Source organism: Siansivirga zeaxanthinifaciens CC-SAMT-1, from assembly GCF_000941055.1.
GTDB classification, from domain to species: Bacteria; Bacteroidota; Bacteroidia; order Flavobacteriales; family Flavobacteriaceae; genus Siansivirga; species Siansivirga zeaxanthinifaciens.
Window position 1 is genome coordinate 1,996,346 of sequence record NZ_CP007202.1, and the last position, 12,485, is coordinate 2,008,830.

The window sequence follows — 12,485 nt, forward strand, 5'->3', positions numbered from 1 at the left end:
TGGTTTTTGGTTATTTGTTGTTAGTTTTTTCTATTCTCTATGCCATTTTCTCATGCTTCGAAAATTACTCGAACGGGCGTTTTAAGTGAAAAATGAAAAATTAAAAGTGAAAAGTTAACAGTGTAAACTGTATTATCTGGCTTCTCGAAATTTACCGCAAATACTATTTGCTCCTCTTAATATCAAATGCTCGAAGTGACAATTAGTTGTTTAAATGTTTAATTGTTGAAGTGTTTAATTGTTTAATCGTTTGGGTGCTTGCAACTAATAAAGGTTAATTGTAAGTGAAAAGTGAAAAGTTAACAGTGAAAAATGGATTGTTTGGCTTCTCGAAATTTACCGCAAATACTATTTGCTCCTCTTAATATCAAATGCTCGAAGTGACAATTAGTTGTTTAAATGTTTAATTGTTGAAGTGTTTAATTGTTTAATCGTTTGGGTGCTTGCAACTAATAAAGGTTAATTGTAAGTGAAAAGTGAAAAGTTAACAGTGAAAAATGGATTGTTTGGCTTCTCGAAATTTACCGCAAATACTATTTGCTCCTCTTAATATCAAATGCTCGAAGTGACAATGGATTGTTTAATTGTTGAAGTGTTTAACTGTTTAATTGTTTTATGATAAGTGACCGTGTAACTGTTAACGATTCATTTTAAGTGAAAAGTGAAAAATGGATATTTGTTGTGCTTTATTAAATAATTGAGATTCAGAAAATAATTTAGAAGGATTGATTGTATCTTTGATACTATCAAATGATAGTATCTTAAATGAAACCACCCTCCGAAATAACTCCTTCTATTTTAAAATTGATTACTTCTATTTCAGAGAAGATTGGAGAAGTAAATGCTAATTTATTAAACAAACCTTCACCAAAATTGAGGAAACAGAATAGAATTAAAACGATTCATTCCTCATTAAAAATAGAAGGTAATTCACTTACAGAAGCACAAATAACAGCTCTTCTTGAAAATAAAAGGGTTATTGGTCCTAAAAAAGATGTGCTTGAAGTTTTAAATGCTATAAAAATCTATGAAAATTTAGAAGCATACCATCCTTATAACGAAACATCTTTTTTGAAGGCGCATCAAAACTTAATGGAAGGTCTTATTGAAAAATCTGGAAAATATAGAAATCAAGGTGTTGGAATTGTAAAAGGCTCTAAAGTTGAACATTTAGCTCCACCTTTTAAAAATGTACCCTACCTAATGAAAGACCTTTTTCAATATTTAAAAACGTCTGATGACATTGTATTAATTAAAAGTTGTGTTTTTCATTACGAAATGGAGTTTATTCACCCTTTTTTAGACGGTAATGGAAGAATGGGGCGATTGTGGCAAACCCTCATATTAATGGAACAATATCCTGTTTTCGAGTTTTTGCCGTTCGAAACTTTAATTACTAAGGAACAAGATAAATATTATAAAGCTTTAGCTGAAAGCGACAGATTAGGAAAATCTACTCCATTTATTGAATATATGCTCAACATCATTGATATTTCCATACGTGAATTATTGAATTTCAATAATAGAATCTTGACAGAAAAAGACAGATTAGAATATTATGTTTCTTTAAACAACACCGAATTTACGAGAAAAGATTATATGTCAATTTTTAAAAATATTTCATCTGCGACAGCAAGTAGAGATTTAAAAAAAGGAGCTGAACTCGGTTTGTTTGATAAAATTGGAGAAAAAAATAAGACCATATATCGTTTAAAATAACAGATTACATCACATCGTGAAGAAAATAGCTGGTTTAGTTAAAACCTTGTCAGTTGGAAGTAAACACAGCTCTTTTCAATAAACGCACTAACTTAAGCTTTATCCTTCCAATTTAGATAAAAGTTCGAACCAGCGGGTTTCTTTGGCTTCGATGTCGTCTATAATTGTTTGTAGTTTTTCCGATAGTTTATTGATGTCTTCGGGGGATAAATCGGGGTTGTTGAATTTATCTTCCAAGGCTTTCTTATCGTAGTTCAGGCTGTTTATTTTGCTTTCAATATTTTTAAGCTCTTTCTCCTCGTTGTAAGACAGTTTGGCTTGTTCGTTTTGTTTCCAAGCTTTTTTGTCTTTTTTATCTTCGGTAGGTTCTGCGCTTACAGCTGGCTGGCTGTCTTCGTACACCCTATAATCGGTGTAGTTGCCCGGGAAATCTTCTATTTCTCCTTCGCCTTTAAAAACAAATAAGTGGTCTACCACTTTATCCATAAAATAACGGTCGTGCGATACCACAATCACGCAGCCAGGGAAATCCATTAAGAAGCTTTCCAAAACGTTTAGGGTTACAATATCTAAATCGTTGGTAGGCTCATCGAGAATTAAAAAGTTAGGATTCTGTATTAAAACCGTACACAAATACAAGCGTTTGCGTTCGCCACCACTTAATTTTTCAACAAAATCGTATTGTTTTTTTCTACTGAATAAAAAACGTTCTAGCAGTTGTTGCGCGCTTATTTGTCGGCCTTTTTTTAAAGGGATATAATCACCAAATTCTTTAATCACATCAATCACCTTTTGGTCGGGTTTAACAGCAATCCCTTTTTGGGTGTAATAACCAAACTTTATGGTTTCTCCCAGAACTACTTTACCGCTATCGGGTTGGGTGGTTTGGGTAAGGATGTTTAAAAAGGTAGTTTTACCCGTACCATTTTTTCCAATAATACCCACGCGTTCGCTTTTTTGAAACGCATAATCAAAACCCTTTAAAATCACTTTATCTTTAAAGCTTTTCGAAACTTTATGAAACTCGACTATTTTCGTTCCCAGACGCTCCATGTTAAGCTCCAACTGGACCTCGTGGTCTTGTCGGCGTTGGTGGGCGCGGTGTTTAATATCCTGAAAATCGTCGATGCGCGATTTCGATTTGGTGGTTCTTGCTTTGGGTTGTCGGCGCATCCACTCCAGTTCTTTTTTAAAGAGCTGTTTGGCTTTACCTGTTTCTGTTTCAAATTGTTCAATACGTGCCTCTCTTTTTTCGAGGTAATACGAGTAATTTCCTTTGTAACTGTATAGCTGGCCCTCATCTAATTCGATTATTTCATTACAAACCCGCTCTAAAAAGTAGCGGTCGTGAGTAACCATAAACAAGGTGATGTTTTCTTTTGCAAAAAAGGTTTCCAGCCATTCAATCATTTCTAAGTCGAGGTGGTTGGTAGGCTCGTCGAGAATGAGTAAATCGGGTTTATTAATTAAGGCATTGGCTAGCGACAAACGCTTTTTTTGTCCGCCCGATAAATTGCCTACTTTCTGACTTAAATCTTCCAGCTTCAGTTTGAAAAGGATTTGCTTGTATAAGGTTTCAAAATCCCAGGCCTGATGCAATTCCATTTGTTCGAAAGCTTTTTGGTACGCCTCGCTGTCCTCGGGGTTTAACAAGGCCTTTTCGTAGTTGGCAATCACTTTTAAAATGGCATTATCACTGGCGAAAATGGTTTCTTCAACCGTTAGATTGTTATCTAATTTCGGGTCCTGCGACAGGAACGACACCACAATATCTTTACGATAGGTTACGGTGCCTGCATCGGCTGTATCTTCCCCCGAAATAATATTTAAAATAGAGGTTTTTCCTGTACCATTTTTAGCAACAAAGGCAATTTTTTGGTCTTTGTGCACACTAAACGACAGGTTCTCGAAGAGGGTTAATTCTCCGTAAGATTTCGATATATTTTCAACAGTAAGATAATTCAAAAGCGTATATTTTTTTGCAAATAAAGGATAAAAAACCAAAAATAGCGTTATTAGTTTTATTGTTCACAGTGAAAAGTTATATTTGTGACAAATCAAATCTCTCTATGGTAAAACAATTGTCTTTAGTTATTTCATTAGTCATCAGTATATTATGTGCATCATGTATCACTAATAAAGATATTGTTTATTTACAGGAAAACACAGGAAAAGCGGCAGACAGTATGCAGCTTTATGCCCTGCCAAAGCCCTATCGGGTGCAAACCAACGACCAGTTAAGCATTAATGTAAAGGCCATAGACCCAGAGCTGGTGTCTATTTTTAACCCTACAAATATTAGTTCCAGTGGTACAAGTGAACAAACTTTGTATTTTAATGGTTATACGGTAGATGCCCATGGCGATATTGAGTTTCCTATCTTGGGAAAACTCCATGTTTTGGGATATACCACCGATGAAATAGAAGTGTTGGTTAAAGAAGAACTATTAAAACAGTATTTTAAAGAAACAGCTCAGTTATATGTTACCGTGAAGTTACCAGGTTTAAACTATACCACTCTTGGAGAAATTGGTACGGGCACCCATGTTATTTATAAAGACCGTGTAAATATAATAGAAGCCATCGCTCAGGCAGGTGATATTAGTAAAGCCGGAAACCGGAAAGATGTGCTTATTATCAGGCAGTATCCCGATGGGCAGCGCATTCATCACATCGATTTAACCACCATTGATGCTATGGCGTCGGAGTTTTATTATATACAGAATAACGATTTAATTTTAGTAAAACCATTGGTACGTAAAACGTTGGGCGTAGGGCAGACGCCGCTTCAAACGCTTTCTACTATTGTTAGTTTGGGGTCTGTTTTAACAGGTTTGTATTTTCTTATTAAAGGTTTATAGCAGATGGAAGATGGCGCAGTAGAACAACAAGGACAGTTAAATTTCGATTTTAAGGCATTTTTCTTCAGACTTTTAAGTTATTGGAAATGGTTTTTACTTATTTTAATTATAGGGGTTTATATTGTCTATCAACAAAATATTCGCAAGGAGTTTCCGTATACCTTAAGTGCCTCCATATCGGTACAAGACGATAAAAACCCGCTGTTTACCTCGAATACCAATTTAATATTTAACTATGGTGGTATTTCAGGGAAAGTACAAGATGTGGTGCTTAATTTAAATTCACGCAAGCATCATGAGCTGGTAGTAGACAGCCTGCAATTTTATTTAAATTATTTCCGCCAAGATCGTTTTTATAAAACCGATATTTATAAGCAAGCCCCTTTTGAGTTTGTTGGGGATGCCAATGCCTTTCAGGTTTTAGGACATTTTATACAAATTAACTTTATCTCCGAGGAGCAGTTTGAGTTGTCTTATGATCTGGGAGAAGCCACAGCTGTAACTGTCCAGAATTTTGAAACCAAGGCCATAAAAACACTTCCCGTAGAAACTTCTGTTTTTAAAGAGGTTTTTAGTTTTTACGATGCCATTAACCTGCCTTTTTTTAAAGGGCGTTTCGTACCTCGTCCCGATGTATCCCCAGCCGCAGGCCAGGAATTTTTTATACAATATACCAGTTTTAATGCTGCCGTTTCCCAATACGCGAATAGCTCGGCTGTTTTAAACGAACCCAATTCCCCTTTATTAACGCTTAGGCTCACTCATAAAAACAAGGCTAAAATTGTCGATTATTTAAATACCTCGGTATTTATTTTAGACCGTGAGTTGTTGCAACGAAAAAACCAGTATGCTATTAATACGGTGGCCTTTATCGACAAGCAACTGGCGCGCGTTAAAGAACAGTTAAGCCGACGTTCCGATTCTTTAAATGATTTTAAGCAGTCTAAAAAGATTTTCGATATTAACAGAGAAAGCAATACGTTGGTTAGTAAAATTGAGGCCTATGAAAATCAAAAGCAAGCCTTAGAAGAATCGATTTTATCATACGATTTATTAAAAAACTATCTAGAAACCAGTAACGACTTTACTAATTTTCCGGCCCCTGCCTTACAGGGTATTTCTGATGGTACCATTTCTGGTGCAGTTTCTAAAATAGTAACACTTTCTATTGAGAAATCGAAATTATCTTATTCGGTACGTAACGATGTGGCGGTGTTCGACGATTTGAATCGCCAGATTGAAGGTTTAAAAAAGGTAATTTATGAGAGTATATCTTCCAATAAAAACAACATACGTTTTCAAATACGTACCATAAACAGTAATATTTATAAGCTGGAACGCGAATTTTCGGTATTACCCGAAAACAAGTTACAACTTCAAGGTATCGAACGCGAGTACTTGTTAAGTCAGAATACCTATAACCTGTATCTTGCCAAACGCGGGGAAGCCGATTTAATAAAAGCGTCCAATATTTCCGATATTATATTTATAGAGCCAGCCAAAGATATCGGTCAAGGGCGTAATGTGGTGAATTTAAACATTCGCTATGTGTTTGCGGTTTTCGGGGCCTTCATTCCTGTTTTTTTAATGGCCTTTTTGGTAACCTTTTTTGATACCAAATTCCATGGTCCGAATGATTTGGAAAAGCATTCTACTGTACCTTTATTGGCAGTTGTTGGTAAAAGTCAGTCAGCTAGTAATTTAGCGGTAATCGACAAACCAAAATCGGCCATTGCCGAAGCATTTCGTTCGGTGCGCTCCAGTTTGCAATTTATTTATAAAAAGCAGGGCGTTACCAATTCAAAAACCGTCATGCTTACCTCGTCGGTTAGTGGTGAGGGTAAAACCTTTTGTTCCATCAATATTGCTTCGGTTTTTGCTTTGAGTGGTAAAAAAACCGTACTGGTTGGTCTGGATTTACGTAAACCTAAAATATTTGATGATTTTGGTATTAACAATAAAGTAGGGGCTGTTAATTACCTCATTGGTCAGGCTACCTTAGCTGAGATCACTCAAAGCACCCATGTAGAACATTTAGATGTGATTACCTCAGGGCCCATTCCACCCAATCCTTCCGAGTTATTAATAGGGGATTATATGGATGCTTTTATGAGCGAATTGAAAGCGACTTACGATTATATCGTGTTAGATACCCCACCCATTGGTCTGGTGTCGGATGCTTTAGAATTAATACCTTATGTCGATGCTACCTTGTATGTGGTGCGCCAAGATTACACTAAAAAAGATATGCTAAAGGTTATTAACTCCAAATACAAAAAAGGCGAGATTAAAAACATTAGTTTCTTATATAATTATTTTAATCAAAAAGGCACTTACGGCTATGGGTACGGTTATGGTTATGGGGCTTATGGCAATGGCTATCATGAAGATGCCCAAAAAGCTTCTGGGTTCTTAAATAGCCTTAAAACCTTTTTTAAACGTTTAAAGCCTTAGTTTCGGTTTACCTGTTATGATGCCTGATTCCAATGTATTACTCACTGCCATACGTGCCGCTTTAGCAGCTGGGTCAGCCATTATGGAGGTGTATTCCAACCCGATTGCGGTTACTTTAAAAGCCGACGCCTCTCCTTTAACTCTGGCCGATGAAAAAGCCAATACCATTATTACTACTTTTTTAGAATCCACGGGCATTCCCATAATTAGCGAAGAGCACAAGTTGTTAGACTATAATACCCGAAAAACTTGGCCGCGTTGTTGGATGGTCGACCCTTTAGATGGTACTAAAGAATTTATAAAACGCAATGGGGAGTTTACCGTTAATATTGCGCTTATTGAGGCACAGCAACCTGTATTAGGGGTAATTTATGTGCCCGACAGTAAAACCTTGTACTTTGCTAATGTACCTTCTGGTGCAGCTTATAAAATCGTGTTGGAATCGCATGCGTATTATGAGGGTTTACTAGCAGATGCCACTCCAATACATCCGCAACCAATAGAAGCCAAAGGTGTTAAAGTAGTAGGAAGTCGTTCGCATGCCAGTGCAGCTACCGATGCTTTTATAGCCAGTCTGGAAACTACCCATAAAACCATTACTATGGTGGCAAAAGGCAGTTCTTTAAAGTTTTGTTTACTGGCAGAAGGGCTGGCGCATGTGTATCCGCGATTTGCCCCCACCATGGAGTGGGATACGGCTGCTGGTCATGCTATTTGTAATGCGGTAGGTATTCGCGTGCAGCAGGTAGATAGCCCCAACGAATTGCAGTATAATAAAGCCGATTTGTTAAATCCTTATTTCATAGCACAATAGCCCATGGAACATAACAAAAAACAAAAATACAGTATCAGCCGCCAAGACCGAAGTCGTTTAAAAGGGCACGGTGCCTGCGTGGTTTGGTTCACTGGCTTGTCGGGTTCTGGGAAATCGACTATTGCTAATTTACTGGAACAACAACTGCATGCCAAGGGTGTGCATACCTATTCGCTCGATGGTGATAATTTACGCAGGGGATTAAATCGTGATTTGTCGTTTAGCAAGGCCGAACGCGAGGAGAATTTACGTCGTACTGCCGAAGTAGCCAAATTATTTGTAGATGCCGGTGTTGTTGTTATTGCTGCTTTTATTACGCCTTATAAAGCTACCCGTGAACAGATTAAATCTATTATTGGTGCCGATGATTATATTGAAGTATTTGTTAATACGCCCTTGTCGGTTTGTGAGGCACGCGATGTAAAAGGCTTATATGCCAAAGCCCGATCGGGTGCTATTCCGAATTTCACTGGTATTTCGGCACCTTTTGAGATTCCTGAACAGCCTTGTGTGGAGATAAAAACCGAGGATACCCCACCGGAGCTTGCTGTTTCTAGACTTCTGGAGTATATGAAGGCACGCGGGGTTCAGGTTGGTTGATGGTTGATGGTTGTTGGTTGATGGTTGTTGGTTTTTGGTTGTTAGTTGTTAGTTGATGGTTGTTGGTTTTTTGTTAATGGTTGTTAGATATTAGAAGTGAAAAGTGAAGAGTGAAAAATGAATAGTGAATAGTTAAAAGTTAAAAAAGCGCATACAGCCTAGAGCCTAAAGCCTATAACTACAGCATATTCAAATGAACCGTTTAATCGTTTATTTGTTTAACTGTTTAATAGAGTGACTATTTTGTCACTTCGAGTGAATTTGTGAGTGCGCGAGCAAATTTATATCGAGAAGCTTAGTTACTAGGTTTGCATTCTAACACTTATCGGTTCTCGATACGATTTTCTCATGCTTCGAAAATCACTCGAACTGACATTTAGTTGTTAGTTTTTGGTTATTCGTTATTGGCTGATAGTTGTTGTTTTGTCACTTCGAGTGAATTTGTGAGTGGGCGAACAAATTTGTATCGAGAAGCTTAGTTACTAGGTTTGCATTCTAACACCTATTGGTTCTCGATACGATTTTCTCATGCTTCGAAAATCACTCGAACTGACATTTAGTTGTTAGTTTTTGGTTATTCGTTATTGGCTGATAGTTGTTGTTTTGTCACTTCGAGTGAATTTGTGAGTGGGCGAACAAATTTGTATAGAGAAGCTTAGTAACTACATTTGCATACTAACACCTATCGGTTCTCGATACAATGGACTCATGCTTCGTCCATTACTCGAACTGACATTTTGGTTGTTAGATATTAGAAGTTAAATAAACCAGACTTTATAAAATAAAAAAAAGAGAAAGTTTTAATTTGTTATCACTTTCTCTCTTTTATAATGGGGTTGTTACGCTTTACGTAATTTCTACAATTTTTAAAGCATTATACGTGCCATTGTTAAGGGCATACATATTCCCATTTATTTGCTGATAAAAAGCCATTTTTAAAAAGAAATAGGTTTGTCCCGTACCTGTGGGCATGCTGGCTGGTAACATATTCACGTTTACCGGGGTGTTGTTAAGTGGCGTGGTGCTTTCTGCACTCATAACCAAGGCCTTTTCATTTGTGGTAAAGTCTAAATTTAGTACCGCCGCTTTAAAGCCCACATGCGATGCACCTACAGGGGCATTAATTTGTTGCATCGGGTTTAAATTGTCTATACTAATACCACCGGTGGCTGTGTCTAACAGGTATTCGGTAAGGAGAATGCTGTCGAGCTGGGCATTGGTGTTAAAATCGAAATTTTTCATTTCCATTTGTCCGTCGCTTGTCGTCATTCCAATACCCACCTGGCGTTCGCCCCGAGCCGAGGTAACATCGGCATTTTTTACAACACTTAGCACCTTGGTTAATCGGGGTACCAGTTTCCCATCTTTTACCTCTGCGAGTAAAGGAATCAGCGCTTGCCTTAGTTGTTTGCCACTTTTGGCCACATGTCCGAATTCGGCGCCATTTTCACGGGTTCTGGCATAAGCCGGATCGTTGTTAATACGGTTTTTAGACACACCGCCTTTGGTGCGTACCAGGTAACCATCTTTTCCTTTGTAAAAGGTTAACCCATCCAGGGTTCCTTCAATTTTAATAAGGCTATTTACTTTCGCCATAATTTTAAATTTTATGAGTGTTTCAACTCGATTAAAACATTGTTTTTGAAACCTCAGACATAGCCATTTATGAGCTCCTAAATAACCGCCTTTGTATTTCGATGGTGTAAAAGTATAACCCCTTTATTAAGGTGCTTTTCGTTTTAGGCGTTCTGTTAATTCTTTGTTTAAAGTTGTTGCTTTTTATGCTTATGGTTTGTTTTGTGTGTTGTGTTCATTTTTGCTGTTTTTGCTGTTTCTGCTGTTTTTGTTGTTTTTTATGCTTTTTGGTCATTTAACATATTCATACATTAGGGTGGGCGTTGAGTGGGAGGAAAGTGGGGATTCTTATTGATTAGTTATTGGTTGTTGGTTTTTGGTTGGTAGTTTTTGGTTTTTGGTTGATAGTTGTTAGTATTGAGTATTGAGAAAATAGAAAATAGAACAAAGAAAATAGAATATAGATATTAGAAGTTAAAAGTTAAAAGTTAAAAGTGAAAAATTAAAAAAGGGAGAAGAGAGAAAAGATAATAGAGTATAGAGCTTTTTGTTGCAAAGCTTGTCACTTCGAGTGAATTTGTGAGTGAGCGAACAAATTTGTATCGAGAAGTTTAGTTAATATTAACCTTGTAACTCAAATCGGTTCTCGATACAATTTTCTCATGCTTCGAAAATCACTCGAACTGACGTTGTAAGTTAAAAGTGAAAAATTAAAAGTTAAAAGTGAAGAGGAAAGATAATAGAGTATAGAGCTTTTTTGTAATACAGGTTGTCACTTCGAGCATTTGATATTAAGAGGAGCAAATAGTATTTGCGGTAAATTTCGAGAAGTATTGTATCTCTAGGTGTCTTATATCTCGACTGCGCTCGATATGACAAGTGTTTAATTGTTTATTTGTAAGACTTTGTTTTGAGAAGTTAGATATTAGAAGTTAGAAGTGAAAAGTTAAAAATTAAAAGTGAAAACGAGCATAGAGCTTATAGCTTACAGCCTATAACATACAGCCTATAAAAATTCCCGTTTAACTTTTCATAACAATAGAAAATAGAATTTTAAAAAGAAGAATGAAGAAAAAAGTGTTTGTTTTTTTTCCGGATGGGGTGGGTTTACGAAATTTTGCGTTTACAAATTTTAAAACCATCGGGGAAGCTAAAGGTTACGATATTACGTACTGGAACAACACGGTTTTTTCTATAGAAGATCAGTTAGGTTTTAAGGAGCTTAAGCTTGAAAATCATCAAATACATCCCTTAACGCCTTTGTATTCTCGGGCTTTAAAACATGCCGAATTAAACCTGTCTGAAGCTAAATTTCAAGATCCTGTTTATGCTACTTATAAATTTCCTTTTAACTATAAAGGGATTAAAAACATCTTAAAAACCTTATTTATCAGATTGTTAATTGGTTTGCATGCTTCGGAAACGGGCGTAGAACACTTACGACGTAAAATAGATGCTTTGGAGCGTAAAAACCCCAAATATGCTTATTGTAAAGCGCAGTTAGAAGCTCATAAACCCGATTTAATTTTCTGTACCACGCAACGTGCCACGCAATCGATTAGTGCTTTGTTGGCGGCTAAAGATTTGGGCATTCCAACGGTTGCTTTTGTGTATTCCTGGGATAATGTACCTAAGGCTATGCAAGTGGTAGCAACCGATTATTATGTAGTATGGAGCGATTTAATGAAAGCGCAGGTTTTACAATATTATCCGTTTGTGACACCTGAGCAAATTTTTGTTACCGGCACACCACAGTTTGAACCTCATTTTGATACGTCTTTATTAGAAAGTCGCTCGGCATTTTTTGCTAAATATCAATTAGATGAAAATAAACGCTATATCTGTTTTTCGGGAGATGATGAAACCACTTCACCATTAGACCAGTATTATTTAGAAGATCTGGCAAAGACCGTTCGCTCTTTAAACACGAAAGGTTATAATCTGGGTATTATTTACAGAAAATGCCCTGTCGATTTTACGCCGCGTTATAATGCTGTTATAGAACAATACCAAGATGTTATTTGCAGCATTGATCCTTTATGGGAGCAGGTGGGCCAGATGTGGAACAGTGTCTTGCCTACAAAAGCCGATTTTAAGTTGCTGTATAATGTTTGTGCTCATACCGAATTGGTAACCAACGTATGTTCCTCTACGGTATTTGATTTTGTAGCCCATAAAAAGCCTTGTATTTATTATAATTATGAACAACCTCAATTAAAAAAGGGGATTCGCGATATTGGTCAGAATTATAAATACGTACATTTTAGAAGCATGCCAAGTAAACAGGCAGCCGTATTTTGCGAAGATAAAGTCGCTTTGGAAGGCTTATTAAAAGCCATTTTAGATGGTGAACTCTCAAATGTTTCGGAAGGTTTAAAGTGGTTTGAGGTGGTTGCTGGAACGAACCCCAGAAATGCATCGGAGTCGATTTGGAAAGTAATTCAGAAAGTTTTAGATTAAAT

General features: G+C 36.8%; 8 protein-coding genes. 6 read left to right on the forward strand and 2 right to left on the reverse strand.

The features are described from left to right. The first annotated feature begins 765 nt into the window (after window positions 1-765). The gene (locus AW14_RS09045) at window positions 766-1,719 is read left to right on the forward strand and encodes a Fic family protein (RefSeq protein ID WP_044638515.1); all 954 of its coding nucleotides are present in this window, start codon (window positions 766-768) and stop codon (window positions 1,717-1,719) included. A 99-nt stretch (window positions 1,720-1,818) separates the two neighbouring features. Here the strand turns inward: AW14_RS09045 and AW14_RS09050 are convergent, their stop codons facing one another. Further along, entirely contained in the window at window positions 1,819-3,684 is a 1,866-nt protein-coding gene (locus AW14_RS09050; RefSeq protein WP_044639574.1) for an ABC-F family ATP-binding cassette domain-containing protein, read from the reverse strand. Between the two features lie 104 nt (window positions 3,685-3,788). Here AW14_RS09050 and AW14_RS09055 point away from each other — a divergent pair, with 104 nt between their 5' ends. Genes AW14_RS09055 through cysC form a run of 4 tightly spaced genes read left to right on the forward strand, consistent with a single transcriptional unit; the run spans window position 3,789 to window position 8,448 of the window. Then, the gene (locus AW14_RS09055; RefSeq protein WP_044638516.1) at window positions 3,789-4,580 is read left to right on the forward strand and encodes a polysaccharide biosynthesis/export family protein; all 792 of its coding nucleotides are present in this window, start codon (window positions 3,789-3,791) and stop codon (window positions 4,578-4,580) included. 3 nt (window positions 4,581-4,583) lie between these two features. Further along, window positions 4,584-7,034, forward strand: coding sequence for an exopolysaccharide transport family protein (locus AW14_RS09060; protein WP_044638517.1), 2,451 nt, complete (start codon window positions 4,584-4,586; stop codon window positions 7,032-7,034). 16 nt (window positions 7,035-7,050) lie between these two features. After that, on the forward strand, window positions 7,051-7,848 hold the full coding sequence (cysQ, locus tag AW14_RS09065; RefSeq protein WP_316930027.1) for a 3'(2'),5'-bisphosphate nucleotidase CysQ: 798 nt from the start codon (window positions 7,051-7,053) through the stop codon (window positions 7,846-7,848). Window positions 7,849-7,851: 3 nt separating this feature from the next. Next, window positions 7,852-8,448: an adenylyl-sulfate kinase gene (cysC, locus tag AW14_RS09070; protein WP_044638518.1), complete on the forward strand. Its 597-nt coding sequence runs from the start codon at window positions 7,852-7,854 to the stop codon at window positions 8,446-8,448. 846 nt (window positions 8,449-9,294) lie between these two features. Here cysC and AW14_RS09075 read toward each other — a convergent pair. Further along, window positions 9,295-10,044 carry a hypothetical protein gene (locus tag AW14_RS09075; RefSeq protein WP_044638519.1) on the reverse strand — a complete coding sequence of 250 codons (750 nt, stop codon included), beginning with the start codon at window positions 10,042-10,044 and terminating at the stop codon, window positions 9,295-9,297. Window positions 10,045-11,088: 1,044 nt separating this feature from the next. Here AW14_RS09075 and AW14_RS09080 point away from each other — a divergent pair. Then, window positions 11,089-12,483, forward strand: coding sequence for a glycosyltransferase family protein (locus AW14_RS09080; protein WP_044638520.1), 1,395 nt, complete (start codon window positions 11,089-11,091; stop codon window positions 12,481-12,483). Window positions 12,484-12,485: the final 2 nt, after the last annotated feature.

Coding starts and splice junctions, on each gene's coding strand:
- AW14_RS09045 (WP_044638515.1), top strand. CDS start 766: ATGAAACCACCCTCCGAAATAACTCCTTCTATTTTAAAATTGATTACT.
- cysC (WP_044638518.1), top strand. CDS start 7,852: ATGGAACATAACAAAAAACAAAAATACAGTATCAGCCGCCAAGACCGA.
- AW14_RS09060 (WP_044638517.1), top strand. CDS start 4,584: ATGGAAGATGGCGCAGTAGAACAACAAGGACAGTTAAATTTCGATTTT.
- AW14_RS09080 (WP_044638520.1), top strand. CDS start 11,089: ATGAAGAAAAAAGTGTTTGTTTTTTTTCCGGATGGGGTGGGTTTACGA.
- cysQ (WP_316930027.1), top strand. CDS start 7,051: ATGATGCCTGATTCCAATGTATTACTCACTGCCATACGTGCCGCTTTA.
- AW14_RS09055 (WP_044638516.1), top strand. CDS start 3,789: ATGGTAAAACAATTGTCTTTAGTTATTTCATTAGTCATCAGTATATTA.
- AW14_RS09075 (WP_044638519.1), bottom strand. CDS start 10,044: ATGGCGAAAGTAAATAGCCTTATTAAAATTGAAGGAACCCTGGATGGG.